This window comes from Pseudomonas sp. UBA6323 (assembly GCF_002439135.1).
Classification (GTDB): Bacteria; Pseudomonadota; Gammaproteobacteria; order Pseudomonadales; family Pseudomonadaceae; genus Aquipseudomonas.
Map to the genome: position 1 here is coordinate 1 of NZ_DJSX01000022.1, position 15,433 is coordinate 15,433.

General features: G+C 63.7%; 14 protein-coding genes. 9 read left to right on the forward strand and 5 right to left on the reverse strand.

Annotation, left to right across the window (positions count from 1 at the left end; all coding sequences use genetic code 11):
* Positions 1-330: 330 nt before the first annotated feature.
* From B3P22_RS05470 to exaA, 4 genes are all read right to left on the reverse strand, one after another.
* A complete protein-coding gene (locus B3P22_RS05470; RefSeq protein ID WP_296270263.1) occupies positions 331-1,629 on the reverse strand; it encodes a PQQ-dependent sugar dehydrogenase in 1,299 nt (432 codons plus the stop codon).
* A complete protein-coding gene (locus tag B3P22_RS05475; RefSeq protein ID WP_275547658.1) occupies positions 1,626-2,054 on the reverse strand; it encodes a DUF2231 domain-containing protein in 429 nt (142 codons plus the stop codon). The genes B3P22_RS05470 and B3P22_RS05475 overlap by 4 nt, the downstream gene beginning before the upstream one ends.
* 244 nt (positions 2,055-2,298) lie before the next feature.
* The gene (locus B3P22_RS05480; protein ID WP_275547659.1) at positions 2,299-2,958 is read right to left on the reverse strand and encodes a pentapeptide repeat-containing protein; all 660 of its coding nucleotides are present in this window, start codon (positions 2,956-2,958) and stop codon (positions 2,299-2,301) included.
* A 114-nt stretch (positions 2,959-3,072) separates the two neighbouring features.
* Positions 3,073-4,935: a quinoprotein ethanol dehydrogenase gene (gene exaA, locus B3P22_RS05485; RefSeq protein WP_419096414.1), complete on the reverse strand. Its 1,863-nt coding sequence runs from the start codon at positions 4,933-4,935 to the stop codon at positions 3,073-3,075.
* A gap of 290 nt (positions 4,936-5,225) precedes the next feature.
* Here exaA and pedF point away from each other — a divergent pair, with 290 nt between their 5' ends.
* The 4 genes from pedF (at position 5,226) to B3P22_RS05505 (ending at position 8,486) form a co-directional block, all read left to right on the forward strand.
* Positions 5,226-5,645, forward strand: coding sequence for a cytochrome c-550 PedF (pedF, locus tag B3P22_RS05490; protein ID WP_296270264.1), 420 nt, complete (start codon positions 5,226-5,228; stop codon positions 5,643-5,645).
* A gap of 148 nt (positions 5,646-5,793) precedes the next feature.
* The gene (locus tag B3P22_RS05495) at positions 5,794-6,666 is read left to right on the forward strand and encodes a substrate-binding periplasmic protein (RefSeq protein ID WP_296270265.1); all 873 of its coding nucleotides are present in this window, start codon (positions 5,794-5,796) and stop codon (positions 6,664-6,666) included.
* Positions 6,667-6,687: 21 nt separating this feature from the next.
* Positions 6,688-7,437 carry a quinoprotein dehydrogenase-associated SoxYZ-like carrier gene (locus tag B3P22_RS05500; protein ID WP_296270267.1) on the forward strand — a complete coding sequence of 250 codons (750 nt, stop codon included), beginning with the start codon at positions 6,688-6,690 and terminating at the stop codon, positions 7,435-7,437.
* 119 nt (positions 7,438-7,556) lie between these two features.
* Positions 7,557-8,486, forward strand: coding sequence for a quinoprotein relay system zinc metallohydrolase 1 (locus B3P22_RS05505; protein WP_296270269.1), 930 nt, complete (start codon positions 7,557-7,559; stop codon positions 8,484-8,486).
* Between the two features lie 251 nt (positions 8,487-8,737).
* On the opposite strand, the gene B3P22_RS05510 is transcribed toward B3P22_RS05505, so the two are convergent.
* Positions 8,738-9,124, reverse strand: a complete 387-nt coding sequence (locus B3P22_RS05510; RefSeq protein ID WP_197858951.1) for a hypothetical protein — start codon at positions 9,122-9,124, stop codon at positions 8,738-8,740.
* Between the two features lie 217 nt (positions 9,125-9,341).
* Here B3P22_RS05510 and B3P22_RS05515 point away from each other — a divergent pair, with 217 nt between their 5' ends.
* The 5 genes from B3P22_RS05515 to pqqC all read left to right on the forward strand — a co-directional run bounded on the left by B3P22_RS05515 (position 9,342) and on the right by pqqC (position 15,417).
* Positions 9,342-11,117, forward strand: coding sequence for a methanol/ethanol family PQQ-dependent dehydrogenase (locus B3P22_RS05515; RefSeq protein ID WP_197858950.1), 1,776 nt, complete (start codon positions 9,342-9,344; stop codon positions 11,115-11,117).
* Between the two features lie 328 nt (positions 11,118-11,445).
* Positions 11,446-12,966: an aldehyde dehydrogenase family protein gene (locus B3P22_RS05520; RefSeq protein ID WP_296270274.1), complete on the forward strand. Its 1,521-nt coding sequence runs from the start codon at positions 11,446-11,448 to the stop codon at positions 12,964-12,966.
* A gap of 640 nt (positions 12,967-13,606) precedes the next feature.
* On the forward strand, positions 13,607-13,678 hold the full coding sequence (pqqA, locus tag B3P22_RS05525) for a pyrroloquinoline quinone precursor peptide PqqA (RefSeq protein ID WP_003243383.1): 72 nt from the start codon (positions 13,607-13,609) through the stop codon (positions 13,676-13,678).
* A gap of 48 nt (positions 13,679-13,726) precedes the next feature.
* Entirely contained in the window at positions 13,727-14,641 is a 915-nt protein-coding gene (pqqB, locus tag B3P22_RS05530) for a pyrroloquinoline quinone biosynthesis protein PqqB (protein ID WP_296270275.1), read from the forward strand.
* Positions 14,642-14,664: 23 nt separating this feature from the next.
* A complete protein-coding gene (pqqC, locus tag B3P22_RS05535; protein ID WP_296270276.1) occupies positions 14,665-15,417 on the forward strand; it encodes a pyrroloquinoline-quinone synthase PqqC in 753 nt (250 codons plus the stop codon).
* Positions 15,418-15,433 lie beyond the last annotated feature (16 nt).

Here is a 15,433-nt window from a genome sequence, read left to right on the forward strand (position 1 = left end):
TTGATTGCCGAGTTAATAGCTAACCTCCATTCAAGACTTGATGCCATAACGAGATATACAGAGCCAACTTTTGGCGATGATATCCCGTTCTAAGAATACTTTTGGTTCGCTCCATGCTCTTACATTGGCAATGTAGCCCTCAACGCTTCGCGTTCACTTGCTGGCCGTGGCACACATTGATCGTTCCAACGCTCCGCGTGGGAATGCAGCCCTCGACGCTCCGCGTCCGCTTGTAGATCGTGGCGCATATGCATCCGCTGGCGACGCAGAGCGTCGCGGGCTGGCTCCCACGCAGAGCGTGGGAGCCATATGTTGCTTCCCTTAGCCTCACTAGCTACCTTCGCGCACCACCCGCCAAATCGTATTGGCCAGATCATCCGCCACGATCAGTGCGCCGCTCGGATCAACCGTCACGCCCACCGGGCGGCCGCGGGTCTTGCCGTCTTCGGTGCGAAAGCCGGTGACGAAGTCGATGGGGTCGCCTGAAGGGCGGCCGTTTTCGAAGGGCACGAAGATTACCTTGTAGCCCACCGGGTTCTTGCGGTTCCAGCTACCGTGCTCGCCGACGAATACGCCGTCTGCATACTGCTCGCCCATCACCTCGCTGGAGAAGTCCAGACCCAACGCCGCGACGTGGGCGCCAAGGGCGTAGTCGGGAACGATGGCGCTGGCCACCTTTTCATCATCCTGTGGTTTCACCCGTGGGTCGACGTGCTGGCCGAAGTAACTGTAGGGCCAGCCGTAGAAGCCGCCTTCCTGAACCGAGGTGAGGTAGTCGGGCACCAGGTCCTCGCCCAGTTCGTCACGCTCGTTGACCACCGACCACAAGGTGCCGGTGCCAGGTTGGATGGCCAGCGCGGTGGGGTTGCGCAGGCCGGTGGCGTAGGGCTTGTAGGCGCCGGTTTCGGCGTCCACCTGCCAGACCAGGGCGCGGTCAACTTCGGCCTCCATGCCGCGCTCGGTGATGTTGCTGTTGGAGCCGATGCCTACGTACAGGTAGCGGCCGTCCTCACTGATGGTCAGCGCCTTGGTCCAGTGGTGGTTGATCTCGGATGGCAGGTCGGCGACCTTGCTCGGCGGGCCGCTGGCCTTGGTCTGGCCTTCTTCGTAGTTGAAGCGCACCAGCTCGTCCTGGTTGGCGACGTACAGGTTGCCTTCGTGCAGCGCCAGGCCGTAGGGCGCGTTGAGGTCTTCGGCGAACACCGTCTGCAGCTCATAGGTGCCATCACCATCGGCGTCGCGCAGCAGAGTCAGGCGGTTGCCGCTCTCCACCGAGGTGTTGCCGCGTGCCTTGATTACGCCGGCGATCACGTCCTTAGGCTTGAGCTTGGCTGCGTTGCCGCCACGGCCTTCGGCAACGAGGATGTCGCCATTGGGCAGCACCAGGGTTTGCCGGGGGATTTTCAGGTCGGTGGCGATGGCGCTGACGCTGAAGCCTTCGGGAACGGTGGGTCGCTGATCGCCCCAAGGCGTCGGCTCGGCGATGGTCATGCTCGGCAGGAGGCCGCGTTCGGGTTCGGGCAGGTCCGGCTTGGCGCCGTAGAACTGCTGGTTGCTGCCGGGCTCCTCGCCGCAGGCGGCCAGTAGCAGGGCGAGGGGCAGGGCGGTCAGTGCGATGGCGGTTTTCATCGGGCATCTCCTGTGCGTGGCTGGGCCATGCCGACCCAGGTGGCGGCAATGGCCAGCAGGGTGACGATCACCGACAGGGCCAGGCCCTGGGGCATGAGTGCCCAGGCATCCTTGGCGTGTTCAAGTGCGTTGATGAAACCCAGCACCCAGGTGACCAGTAGCAGCAGGAAGTAGGTGAGGGGGCGCGGGTTACGCCTGCGGAACAGCCCGACCAGGGCGAACAGCATCGCCAGGCCGGTAAAGACAAGGGCGCCGGCGATCAGCCAGGAGGCGAAATTGCTCCATTGGATCTGATAGCTGCGGTAGTAGGCGATGTCGGCAATCAGGGCGCCGAGAAAAAGCGGCACCTGGCCGCACAGCAGGGTGGCGTGTAAGGGGCTGAGAATGTTGGCGTAAGCGTACGGAGTTGCAGTGGTGGTGGTCACGGCAGATCCCTCTTGGGTCGATGACTGATGGCGGCTCACTCGCAGTGGCCTCGATCCGACTGTTCCTAAAAAGGGATTGCCTTGTGCCGGCATGGTTCAGTTGTTTTTGACAGCGGCCCAGACAGTAATGCGTCTAGCCCGGCGCCTGGATGATCTATAGGAGCGGATTTATCCGCGAGCCGATAGTGAGCATCGCGGCTGAAGCCGCTCCTACAGAGACGAGGTGTTGCTGCGGTGGTGAAGCTCAGTCCCAGCCCTTGGGGCATTGCACGCAGCCGGGCATGTTGGCGTCCTGGAAGTTGCCGAAGCGGGTGCGCGCGCCGGTGAGGTTGGCATTTTCCAGGTTGGAGCCGCCGAGCTTCACCTCCTGCAGGTTGGCATTTTCCAGATGTGCACCCTTGAGGTCGGCCTTGCTCAGCCAGGTCATTTCCAAGTTAGCGGCCTGCAGCTGGACGTTGTGCAGCTTGGCGCCAGAGAGGCGGGCGAATTCCAGGTTGGCGGCGCGCATGTCGGCGCCTTCGAATTGTGCAGCCTGGGCGAACATTGCCCAGCCGCCGATGGCCACCAGGCTGGCGCCGGACAGGTCAGCCAGGCGCAGGTTGCTCTGCTGCAGGCTGGCGCGGGTGAGGTTGGCGCCGCGCAGCTTGGCTTTCTCCAGGTTGGCCAGGTCGAGGTTGACGTGGCGCAGGTCGGCGCCAGACAGGTCGGCACCGGACAGGTCCATGCGGCGCATGTCGAGGTTGCGCAGGTCGGCACCACGCAGGTTGGCGTTGGGGCATTTGCTGTCGGGTTCGATGCGGCAGCCGTTGATCTGCGGCACGCCGTCATTCTGGGTTTCAGCGCCGATGGCGTGGCTGCCGATTACCAGTAGCAGGACCGGGATAAGCAGGGGCAGGTAGTTCATGGTGAGTCCTCGGGGTGATAGCCTGGTTCGCTTCGCGGCTGAAACGGAATGCCGCCCAGCCGCTCCTACAGGCAAAGGCGCATAGCGCACTCAGGTGCGCCATGCGTTGGGCCTTTAGCGTTGGGCGCTGGCCTTGTCCCAGCTCGGTAGCTTGAACACCCAGAAGGAGCCGCCCTGGGCCACCGGTTTGGTCAGGTCGGCCATGTCGCCGCCCCACAGCGGCACGGCGCCGCCGTAACCGGCGGTCACGCCGATGTACTGCTCACCGTCCTGCTCCCAGGTGACGGGCGGGGAGATGATTCCGGTGCCGACCTGGAACTTCCACAGCTCCTTGCCGTTCTTGGCGTCGAAGGCCTTGAAGTAGCCGTCGCCGGTGCCGGTGAACACCAGGTTGCCCTTGGTGGCCAGTACGCCGGCCCACAGCGGCAGACGCTCCTTGTGTTCCCAGGCGACCTCGCCGGTGGTCGGGTTCATGGCGCGCAGGATGCCGACGTGGTCGTCGTACAGGCGCTTGATACGGAAGCCCATGCCCAGGTAGGCGGAGCCTTTCTTGTAGTGCGCTTCCTCGGCCCAGTAGTCCTCCTTCCAGTGGTTGGCCGGTACGTAGAACAGGCCGGTGTCCTGGCTGTAGGCCATCGGGTTCCAGTTCTTGCCGCCGAGGAAGGGCGGGGAGACCTCGACCACTTCACCCTTGGTTTCGCCAGCCTTGGGTTTCGGCGGGCGCTGGCCCTCGTTCTCGACCGGGCGACCGGTCTCCAGATCGATATGACTGGCCCAGGTGATCTTGTCGACAAAGGGGAAGGCGTTCTTCAGCTTGCCGTTGGCGCGGTCGACCACGTAGAAGAAGCCGTTGCGGTCAGCGTGGGCGGTGGCCTTGGTGACCTTGCCGTCCTTGTCCTTGTAGTCGAACAGCACCAGCTCGTTGTTGCCGGAGAAGTCCCACGCATCGTTCGGGGTGTGCTGGTAGAACCACTTCACTTCGCCGGTGGTCGGGTCGACGCCAACCTGGCCGGAGGTGTACAGGCTGTCGTAGTCCTTGGGATTGCCGCCGTCGCTGGTGCGCGCCCAGCCGTTCCATGGGGCCGGGTTGCCGGCGCCGATGATGATGGTGTTGGTTTCGGCATCGAAACTGGCGCTCTGCCACGGCGCGCCGCCGCCCTGGCTCCAGGCTTCCTTCTTGCCGGTCGGGTGGTTGGGATCGTCCGGCCAGCTCGGCGCCTTGATGTCGCCGGTCGGGGTGCTGTCCTTGCCGTTCAGGCGACCCATGTGGCCTTCGACAAAGGGGCGCATCCAGACTTCCTCACCGGTATCCGGGTCGCGGGCGAACAGGCGGCCGACCACGCCGAACTCGTCACCGGAGCTTCCATGGATCAGCAGCACCTTGCCGCTCTTGCCGTCCTTCACGATGGTCGGCGCGCCGGTCATGGTGTAGCCAGCGGAGTGGTCGCCAAATTTCTTGTTCCAGACCACCTTGCCGGTGTCCTTGTTCAGCGCCACGACGCGGGCGTCGAGGGTGCCGAAGTAGATCTTGTCGCCATAGATGGCGGCGCCGCGGTTGACCACGTCGCAGCACGGGCGGATGTCGTCGGGCAGGCGATGGCTGTAGGTCCACAGGCGCTTGCCGGTCTTGGCGTCGAGGGCGAACACGCGCGAGTAGGAGCCGGTCACGTAGACCACGCCGTCGTGGATGATGGCCTGGGACTCCTGGCCGCGCTGCTTCTCGTCACCGAAGGAGTAGCTCCAGGCCGGGGTCAGCTTGAACACATTGTTGGCGTTCACTTGGGCCAGCGGGCTCCAGCGCTGGGCGTTGGTGCCCATGCCGTACTGCAGCACGTTGCTGGTGGTGGTGTGGTCGTTGGCAATGTCTTCCCAGGTGACCGGCTTGGCCAACGCGCCCTGGCTCAGCGCCAGGCCGCCGGCCAGCATCAGGGCGAGCGCCAGGGGGCGCGGGGTGCTGGGTAGGTTTCTTGTTGTCATGGTTGTGCTTCCCGTTGAAGAAAGTGATCGCCGCAGTGGCAAGTCGATGGTGGTACCCGGCCACCTTTGCGCCTACGGAAAAACTCCCGCCTTCACCGGGAGGATTTCCCGTTCGGGGCATGACTTGGACTTGCTGCCAAGGCATCGCCAGCACCCCGACCCAAGCCCTACTACCAAGGGACTAGAACGCGACCACCAAAGCAGCATTCGGCGCGTTGCGCGGCCTTTCTAAGATGGTCGGCACAAGCTCTGAACGGGCTGTCTTGCGTGCATTAGATGAGGTCCTAGCCATGAACAAGAAGATCCAACCCACCCTGGCGTTGCTGCTGCTCGCCGCGTCGACCAACCTCTGGGCGCACGGCGATGTGGTACCGCAGGCAGTGAACACCGACGGCCTGGAGCCACTGGGTGAGGAATGGCTGGAAGAGAACCCCTATCGCGACAACCCGCGCGCCATCGAGATCGGCTCCTCTGCCTACAACCAGAACTGCGCCGCCTGCCATGGCCTGGAAGCCAAGTCCGGCGGTATCGCTCCGGACCTGCGCCTGTTGGAACTGGGTGCCAGCGGTGATGAATGGTTCAAGGAGCGGGTGATCAACGGTGCGGTGCGCGACGGGCGTGTGTACATGCCGAAGATGGCCGACTACCTCAGCCAGGAAGCCCTGTGGGCGGTGCGTACCTATCTGGAAAGCGTGCACGTCGAGGAGTAAGCGCTCGATGATAAATCTGCTGCGCTCGGCATCTCGCGTTTTGGCGGTGTTCGCGATGCTCATGTATGCCAATACATTCCGCTTGCTGCGCGCAGGCCCAGCGCGACCTGCCATTGCTCGCGACGATTTCTTCATAAGCGCTCGCGTCATGCGCCTGCTGGTCCTCCTGTGTGGCCTGCTGCTTTGCCTGGGTACGGCCCAGGCGCAGGTGCGCGACTTCGACCGCATCACCGAGTCGGGCACTCTGCGTGTGGCGCTGTACCAGAACTTCCCGCCATACAGCTATGAGCAGGATGGCCAGCCGCGTGGCGTCGATTACGAGCTGGCCAAGGCGTTGGCCGAAGGGCTTGGCCTCAAGCTGGAACTGGTGTGGGCGCCGCCGGGTGAGAAGCTAGACGACGACCTGCGCGACTACATCTGGCGTGGCCGGGTGACCGCGCAGGGCCAGCTGGCCGATGTGATGCTGCGTGTGCCTTACGACCGTGACTATGCGCAAATGCGCAATGAGTTGGGCGAGCTGGTCAACGAACGCGTGGTGATGTTCGGCCCCTATCAGCGTGAGCGCTGGCAACTGGCTTTCGATCGTCGGCGTCTGCCCGAAGTGCCGAGCATCGTTGCGCTGCGCCAGCACCCGGTGGGGGTGGAAGTCGAGAGCGTGCCCTCGTTCTACCTGAGCTCGGTGCACAGCGGCATGCTCAGCCAGGAAACCCGACACTACCCGACGCCGAAGCAGGCATTTGCCGCCATGCAGGGTGGTGAGGTGGATGCGGTGATGGCGCTGCGTGGCGAGGTGGACTGGCTGGTGCGCGAGGCCAATGACCCGCAACTGGCGTTGGCCGAGAACGCCTACCCGGACATGGGACGGCAGATCTGGGAAATCGGCATGGCGGTGCACGAAACCAATCGGCAACTGGCCTACGCCCTGGAAGAACAGCTGGAAAACATGATCCTCGACGGCTCACTCGAGCGCCTGTACGCGCGCTACGGGCTGCGCTACGAGAAGCCAGAACAATACCAATAAGAGTCGAGCCGGAGGTGGGCGATGGATTGGCGTAGCCTGATGTTGCTGGCCCTGTTTGCCTGGGCCTGGGAAGTGCGGGCGGCCGCGCCCGATCCGGTCACCTCGGTGATGTGGGACTACTACCACCAGCGTCTGCTGAACGGTGAGGCTTTCGTCTTCGACGACAAGGTTCGCCTCGAGTTGCCGCCATTCGCCGAGGATGCGCGCCAGGTGCCGATCCAGATCGACGCCAGCGCCTACCGCGGCAAGGTCAAGCGCATTCTGGCCTGGGCCGAGCTCAACCCGATCCCGCGTATTCTCGACTTCGCTCCCGGCGAGCATCTGGAGCCGAGTCTGGCCATTCGCATCCGTGTCGAGCAGGCCACGCCGATTCGCGCGGCGGTGCTCACCGACGATGGCGTCTGGCATATCGGCTCGGCCCGCGTCGAAGCAGCGGGTGGCGGCTGCACTGCGCCCAGCGTGGTGCGCGCCGAGGCCGGCTGGGAGGAGCGCCTGGGCCAGGTGCTGGGCAAGCGCTTCGTACGTGGCGAGGACAGCCGCCTGCGCCTGCAGGTGTCGCACCCGATGGACAACGGCCTGGTCGGCGGCATCCCCGAGTTCTACATCGAGCAGGCCGAGTTGCGCGATGCTGATGGTCAGGTATTGGGGCGCATCGAACTGTTCCCGGCGGTGAGCGAGAACCCGACGCTGACCTTCGATCTACGCGACGACCGGCAGGCCGAAGTCTGGCTGCGCGACAACAACGGCAACGAATTCCAGGCCGCGTTCTGACGACGGTTCCATTCGCCGCGGGGCGCGGCTCCTACAAGAAGCAACGATGCTCGCCCAGTCTGTAGGAGCCCCGCCTCGGGGCGAAGCACGCGGCTCAGGCAGATTCCGAGGAGAAAATCATGCGCTGGATACTGTTTCTGCTGGCTCTTGGAACCGGGGTGGCCCAGGCACTCGACTACCACCTGCAACCCCGGCAGATCGCTGACGGCGTCTGGCTGCTGGAAGGCAGCACCGATAATTTCGCGGCGGAAAATGGCGGCAATATCGTCAACATCGGCTTCATCGAAACCGCGGCCGGAGTGGTGGTGATAGACACCGGGCCGTCACGTCGCTACGGCGAGGCGCTGCGCCAGAGCATCGAGAAGGCCACCGGCAAACAGGTGGTGCGCGTACTGCTGACTCACCATCACCCCGATCATGTGCTGGGCAACCAGGCTTTCGACGGGGTGCCCATCGCGGCATTGCCCGAGACCACCCGGTTGCTGGCCGAACAGGGCGATGCCATGGCGGAGAACATGTACCGCCTGGTCGGCGACTGGATGCGCGGCACCGAAGTGGTGTTGCCCACCGAGGAGGTGCAGGAAGGCTCGCTGGAAATTGGCGGCCGACGCCTGCAACTGCTGGCGCTGCGCGGCCACACCGGCGCCGACCTGGCGATTCTGGATGAGCGCACGGGCGTGCTGTTCGCTGGCGATATCCTCTTCTACCAGCGCGCGCTGACCACACCGAACAGCCTCGGGCTGGACGTGTGGCTGGCCGATCTGGGTCGGCTCGAAGCGATGCCATGGAAGCAGATCGTGCCCGGCCATGGCCCGGTGACCAGCGATGCAGCGCCGTTCGTGCAGATGCGTGATTACCTGGGCTGGCTAGATGGCTTGCTGCGTCAGGGAGCGGAGCAGGGCGCGGAGATGAACGACTTGATCCGCGCGCCCATTCCCGAGCGCTTCGCCCAGGTGAATCTGTCGCGCTATGAGCTGATCCGCAGCGTCAGCCACCTGTACCCGCGCTATGAGCGCAACGCCATGGCGCGGGTGGATCGTCAGGATTAGCGGCGTGCGGTGCTGTGGGGGGGAATTGCGCTGTGGGAGGGGCTTCAGCCGGTACCTGTGCAGGAAGATATCGTCGCTGAAGCGCCTCCCACTCTTATGCCGGCTTCGTAGCCCGGATGAAGTCCGGGAGAAATATGCGCGCTATCCCCGGATTTCATCCGGGCTACAGGCTGCTCTTGTGGGAGGGGCTTTAGCCGCGACTTGCGTATAAGGGCGTCGCCGCTGAAGCGCCTCCCACAATACGTATGGGCCTAGAGCTCTTCGTCATCACGAATCAGCACGTAATGACGGCCGTGCTCGGTCTCTTCGTGGTCATAGACGTAATACATCACCACTTCGCCCAGGCTGGACTGCACGGCCACGTAGTCACCGCTCTCGGGCATGAAGAAATCCCGAGTTGCCGGCTTGGCCAGGCATTCGATATGGGCGGTGACAAAGTGGGTGGGATCTTCTTCGCCGTAGTAATCCTCGCGCTGGTGCGCATCCCAGTCCTGCGGCGGCTCGAAGGCGCCGGTGATCAGTACCTTGCCGTCGCCCAGATCCTGCTCTTCGGCATCCGGGTCCTGCTCGTCGGGACGATAGACCGTGCAGTCCAGTGCATCGGGATGGTTGAGAATTTCCTGGCGAGGTTGGGGCACGGGCGTCTCCGGTCAGAATGTGCGGGCGGCCAAGTGTCCGGCAAAGGCGTGGCCGCCGCAATCACCATGATCACGGCCTGTGCAGCAGGTATTGCTACCAAGGAACGAGGAAAATCGGCTGGGGGTGCAATTGTTGGGTGGCCTGTGCGAGCCAAGAATTTGCGGCAGACCGGGAAAAATTCCCGGCAATAACAATGAACCCGCAGAGGTAGCCGCAATGAAACACGCCGGTCTTCGCCAGCCTTTCCTCCTCACCGCACTCTGTGCCGCCATGCTGTTGCCGTCCGCCGCCGCGCTGGCGGTCACCGACGCCGAGATTCTCAAGGATGCCACCACCACCGACGAGATCGTCACCAACGGCCTCGGCTTGCAGGGCCAGCGCTACAGCCCGCTGAACATCCTCAACGAGCAGAACGTCAAGGAGCTGCGCCCGGTCTGGACCATGTCCTTCGGCGGTGAGAAGCAGCGCGGCCAGCAGGCGCAGCCGCTGATCAAGGACGGCGTGATGTACGTCACCGCCTCCTATTCGCGGGTATTCGCCGTCGATGCGCGCACCGGGCGCGAACTGTGGCAGTACGAAGCGCGCCTGCCGGACGATATCCGCCCCTGCTGCGACGTGATCAACCGGGGTGTCGCCCTGTATGACGATCTGGTGATCTTCGGCACCCTCGACGCCAAGCTGGTGGCGCTGAACAAGGACACCGGCAAGGTGGTATGGCGCAAGAACGTCGCCGATCACAAGGCGGGTTACTCCATCACCGCGGCGCCGCTGGTGGTCAACGGCAAGCTGATCACTGGCGTCTCCGGTGGTGAGTTCGGCGTGGTCGGCAAGATCGAAGCCTACGATCCGAAGAACGGCGAGCTGCTGTGGAGCCGCCCGACCGTCGAAGGACACATGGGCTACGTCTACAAGGACGGCAAGGCCGTCGAGAACGGTATCAGCGGCGGCGAGGCCGGCAAGACCTGGCCGGGCGACCTTTGGAAAACCGGCGGCGCCGCGCCCTGGCTGGGCGGCTACTACGACGCCGACACCAACCTGCTGTTCTTCGGCACCGGCAACCCGGCGCCGTGGAACTCGCACCTGCGTCCTGGCGACAACCTCTACTCGTCCTCGCGCCTGGCCCTGAACCCGGACGATGGCAGCATCAAGTGGCACTTCCAGACCACCCCGCACGACGGCTGGGACTTCGACGGCGTCAACGAGTTGGTCTCCTTCGACTACCAGGAAGGCGGCAAGACCATCAAGGCGGCGGCCACCGCTGACCGTAACGGCTTCTTCTACGTGCTTGACCGTACCAACGGCAAGTTCATCCGCGGCTTCCCCTTCGTCGACAAGATCACCTGGGCCAAGGGCCTGGACAAGAATGGCCGGCCGATCTTTGATGACAGCAACCGCCCGGGTTCGCCGAGCGCGGCAGAGAAGGGCAAGAGCGTGTTCGCCGCGCCGGCCTTCCTCGGTGCGAAGAACTGGATGCCCATGGCCTACAGCCAGGACACCGGCCTGTTCTATGTGCCGTCCAACGAATGGGGCATGGACATCTGGAACGAGGACATCGCCTACAAGAAGGGCGCGGCCTACCTGGGCGCCGGCTTCACCATCAAGCCGCTGAACGAGGACTACATCGGCGTACTGCGCGCCATCGATCCGAAGACCGGCAAGGAAGTCTGGCGCCACAAGAACTACGCGCCGCTGTGGGGCGGAGTGCTGACCACCAAGGGCAACCTGGTGTTCACCGGCAACCCGGAAGGTTACCTGCAGGCGTTCAACGCCAAGACCGGCGAGAAGGTCTGGGAATTCCAGACCGGCTCGGGCGTGATCGGCTCGCCCGTAACCTGGGAAATGGACGGCGAGCAGTACGTCTCGGTGCTGTCCGGCTGGGGTGGTGCGGTGCCGCTGTGGGGCGGCGAGGTGGCCAAGCGCGTCAAGCACCTTAACCAGGGTGGCATGCTGTGGACCTTCAAGCTGCCGAAGGAGCTGGTGGCCAAGCACTGATTGGTCGAAGCGCCAGACGATGGCCGGACACTGTCCGGCCATCGTCGTTTCTGGGCCTGTCAGCGGGCTACTGGCTGCTTCGAAATGCCACGGACGAGTTTTTCGTGGTCTGGAACGCAAGACCAAGCGAACGGGTCTAGCCTTTAGCTTTCATGGCCCGTACCTCGCTGCCAAAGGCCCGGCCCAGACCGCTTGCCGCTCTACTACCAAATGACTAGGCGATCTGTGCCATGGGCGCATACCGAGGTTTTCAGAGGCTTCCTAAGATCGAACCATGACTCGCTTCCCCGATTGGCAGCGGGCTCCGACAACAAGAGAGGTCAGCATCATGATTTACGCTAAACCGGGCACCGCAGGCGCCGTCGTCACCCTCAAACCGCGCTACGGCAACTACATCGGCGGTGAGTTTGTCGCCCCGCTCAGCGGCCAGTACTTCAGCAACACCAGCCCGGTCGATGGCTCGGTGATCGGCGAATTTCCTCGCTCCAACGCCGCCGATGTCGACAAGGCGCTGGACGCCGCACATGCCGCCGCCGATGCCTGGGGCCGCACCAGCGTGCAGGAGCGTTCGCACATCCTGCTGAAGATCGCCGACCGTATCGAAGCCAACCTCGAGCTGCTGGCCGTGGCCGAAACCTGGGACAACGGCAAGGCCGTGCGTGAAACGCTGAATGCCGATGTGCCGCTGGCTGCCGACCACTTCCGCTACTTCGCCGGCTGCATCCGCGCACAGGAAGGCAGCACCGCCGAGATCAACGACGGCACCGTGGCCTATCACTTCCACGAACCGCTGGGCGTGGTCGGGCAGATCATCCCGTGGAACTTCCCGCTACTGATGGCCGCCTGGAAGCTCGCCCCGGCCCTGGCTGCCGGTAACGCCATCGTGCTCAAGCCTGCCGAGCAGACTCCGCTGTCGATCACCCTGCTGGTGGAAATCATCGGCGACCTGCTGCCGCTAGGCGTACTCAACATCGTCCAGGGCTTCGGTCGCGAGGCAGGTGAAGCGCTGGCCACCAGCAAGCGCATCGCCAAGATCGCCTTCACCGGCTCCACCCCGGTCGGCTCGCACATCATGAAATGCGCGGCCGAGAACATCATTCCGTCCACCGTCGAGCTGGGTGGCAAGTCGCCGAACATCTTCTTTGCTGACATCATGAACGCCGAGCCGGCCTTCATCGAGAAGGCTGCCGAAGGTCTGGTGCTGGGCTTCTTCAACCAGGGCGAGGTGTGCACCTGCCCGTCGCGCGCACTGGTGCAGGAGTCGATCTACGACGCCTTCATGGTCGAGGTGATGAAGAAGATCAAGCAGATCAAGCGCGGCAACCCGCTGGACACCGAGACCATGGTCGGCGCCCAGGCCTCGCAGCAGCAGTTCGACAAGATACTGTCCTACCTGGAGATCGCCCAGCAGGAAGGCGCTCAGGTGCTCACCGGTGGCGCCGCCGAGCGCCTGGATGGCGACCTGGCCAGCGGTTACTACATCCAGCCGACCCTGCTCAAGGGCACCAACAAGATGCGCGTGTTCCAGGAAGAGATCTTCGGCCCGGTGATCGGTGTGACCACCTTCAAGGATGAAGCCGAAGCCCTGGCCATCGCCAACGATACCGAGTTCGGCCTGGGTGCCGGCGTGTGGAGCCGCGACATCAATGTCGCCTACCGTATGGGCCGCGCGATCAAGGCCGGTCGCGTATGGACCAACTGCTACCACCTGTACCCGGCGCATGCCGCGTTCGGTGGTTACAAGAAGTCCGGTGTCGGCCGTGAAACCCACAAGATGATGCTCGACCACTACCAGCAGACCAAGAACCTGCTGGTGAGCTATGACATTAATCCGCTGGGCTTCTTCTGATAGCCAGCACACGATCTGCTGCGCGTCGGCCCTACTGCGTTAGAAGCAGGCTCGGAATGCTCATGTACAAAAGTACACTCCGCTTCCTCACCTGCTTCTGCCTTGTAGGTCTCTAGCTCGCAAGATCGTGAGCCGGCTATGTACCAACGGTGGCGCGCTCGCTCCGGCGCGCCTCCTCTTGCCAGGCGAAGAACCCTACCCGGGTGGATCTGCATGCAGGCCATGGGCCTGAACGGCAGCAGATCCTTATCGCGACGCGGCTTCGGCCGCGTTTTTTATTGGCGATGGGGTTTGACTCTGCCTTTGCTTGAGCGTGATCGCGGATAAATCCGCTCCTACAGAAAAGGCGCGCCTGGCCGGTAGGAGCGGATTTATCCGCGATGGAAACTGGCACCGCGCCCACCGAGATCGAGAATGAATGCGCTGATTTCCGCCCACCTGTATTCAGCCAGGCGTTTTTATTGACGCATGTTTCAAGCGCGGCGATGACAGGAACCTTCGGGTGCGAGTCGTGCCTACTGATAGCGTCACCTACCAATGCCAGTGCCGATTCATCCCAAAGTACCATTTGGCCTCTTGCCTGGCGGGGGCTTAATGAGGGTGCCGGAATGCCCCGGCGCCATAACAAGAGGACCGCACCATGTGGACTAAACCCGCCTACACCGACCTGCGGATTGGCTTCGAAGTGACCATGTACTTCGCCAACCGCTGATCGCTCCTGGCCCCGGCTCGTCCGGGGCATCCCCCGCTGGTGACCTCCATGCATATCCAGATTCTCGGCTCCGCCGCCGGTGGCGGTTTTCCCCAGTGGAACTGCAACTGCCGCAATTGCCATGGCGTGCGGGCCGGTACCCTGCGGGCGCAGCCGCGTACGCAATCATCCATCGCCATCTCCGATGACGGCGAGCAGTGGATCCTGTGCAACGCCTCGCCGGATATCCGCGCTCAGCTCGAAGCCTTCCCGGCACTGCAGCCAGCGCGCAGGCCACGTGATACTGCCATTGCCGGCATTGTCCTGCTCGACAGCCAGATCGACCACTGCACCGGCCTGCTGACCCTGCGTGAAGGCTGCCCGCATCAGGTCTGGTGTACCGAGATGGTCCATCAGGACCTGACCACGGGCTTTCCGCTGTTCAACATGCTCAGCCACTGGAACGGCGGCCTGCAGCACCGGCTGATCGAGCTGGACGCCAAGCCCTTCGCCATTCCCGCTTGCCCGGCGCTGAGCATCACCGCCATCGCCCTGCGCAGTAGCGCGCCGCCGTATTCGCCGCATCGCGGCAATCCGCACCCGGGGGACAATATCGGCCTGTTCATCGAGGATACGCGTAGCGGCCGCAGCCTGTTCTACGCTCCCGGCCTGGGCCAGGTGGATGAGCAACTGCTGGGCTGGATGCGCCGCGCCGACTGCCTGCTAGTGGACGGCACGCTGTGGCGCGACGACGAGATGCGCGTGTGGGAGGTGGGTGACAAGCTCGGCAGCGAGATGGGACACCTGTGCCAGAGCGGTCCCGGCGGGATGATCGAGTTGCTTGACGGCCTGCCGACCGCACGCAAGATTCTTATCCATATCAACAACACCAACCCGATTCTCGACCTGGATTCGCCCGAGCGCGCCGAACTGGACGCCCACGGCATCGAGGTCGCGTTCGATGGCATGAGCATCGTTTTGTAGGCTGTGCGCACCGGGGAGTTCTGATGAGCCAAGCTGCCATGACACCTGCCGAGTTCGAGCAGGCGCTGCGCGCCAAGGGCGCGCTGTACCACATCCATCATCCGTTCCACCGCGCCATGTACGAAGGGCGCGCCACCCGTGAGCAGATTCAGGGCTGGGTGGCCAACCGCTTCTACTATCAGGTCAATATTCCGCTCAAGGATGCGGCGATCCTCGCCAACTGTCCGGATCGCGAAACGCGGCGCGAGTGGATTCAGCGCATCCTCGATCACGACGGTGCGCCGGGTGAGGAAGGCGGTATCGAGGCCTGGCTGCGCCTGGCCGAGTCGGTCGGTCTCGACCGCGAGCAGGTGCTGTCGCAGGAGCTGGTACTGCCCGGCGTGCGCTTCGCCGTCGATGCCTACGTCACTTTCGCTCGCCGCGCCAGTTGGCAGGAGGCGGCCAGCAGCTCGCTGACCGAGCTGTTCGCGCCGACCATCCACCAGTCGCGCCTGGACGCCTGGCCGCAGCACTACCCGTGGATCGATGCTGCCGGTTACGACTACTTCCGCAATCGTCTGAGCCAGGCGCGGCGCGATGTCGAGCATGGCCTGCGCATCACCCTGGAGCACTACCGCACCCGTGAGGCGCAGGAACGCATGCTGAACATCCTGCAGTTCAAGCTGGATGTGCTGTGGAGCATGCTCGACGCCATGAGCATGGCCTACGAGCTGGAGCGCCCGCCGTATCACACGGTGACGGCCGAGCGTGTCTGGCATCGGGGAACCGACCTGTGAGCGGATTGACTGGAAC

Excerpts from the sequence above, each read along its gene's own strand:
- B3P22_RS05500 (WP_296270267.1), top strand. The coding sequence starts at position 6,688 with ATGGATTGGCGTAGCCTGATGTTGCTGGCCCTGTTTGCCTGGGCCTGG.
- pqqC (WP_296270276.1), top strand. The coding sequence starts at position 14,665 with ATGAGCCAAGCTGCCATGACACCTGCCGAGTTCGAGCAGGCGCTGCGC.
- B3P22_RS05495 (WP_296270265.1), top strand. The coding sequence starts at position 5,794 with ATGCGCCTGCTGGTCCTCCTGTGTGGCCTGCTGCTTTGCCTGGGTACG.
- pqqB (WP_296270275.1), top strand. The coding sequence starts at position 13,727 with ATGCATATCCAGATTCTCGGCTCCGCCGCCGGTGGCGGTTTTCCCCAG.
- pedF (WP_296270264.1), top strand. The coding sequence starts at position 5,226 with ATGAACAAGAAGATCCAACCCACCCTGGCGTTGCTGCTGCTCGCCGCG.
- B3P22_RS05520 (WP_296270274.1), top strand. The coding sequence starts at position 11,446 with ATGATTTACGCTAAACCGGGCACCGCAGGCGCCGTCGTCACCCTCAAA.
- B3P22_RS05505 (WP_296270269.1), top strand. The coding sequence starts at position 7,557 with ATGCGCTGGATACTGTTTCTGCTGGCTCTTGGAACCGGGGTGGCCCAG.
- B3P22_RS05515 (WP_197858950.1), top strand. The coding sequence starts at position 9,342 with ATGAAACACGCCGGTCTTCGCCAGCCTTTCCTCCTCACCGCACTCTGT.
- B3P22_RS05480 (WP_275547659.1), bottom strand. The coding sequence starts at position 2,958 with ATGAACTACCTGCCCCTGCTTATCCCGGTCCTGCTACTGGTAATCGGC.
- B3P22_RS05470 (WP_296270263.1), bottom strand. The coding sequence starts at position 1,629 with ATGAAAACCGCCATCGCACTGACCGCCCTGCCCCTCGCCCTGCTACTG.
- exaA (WP_419096414.1), bottom strand. The coding sequence starts at position 4,935 with ATGACAACAAGAAACCTACCCAGCACCCCGCGCCCCCTGGCGCTCGCC.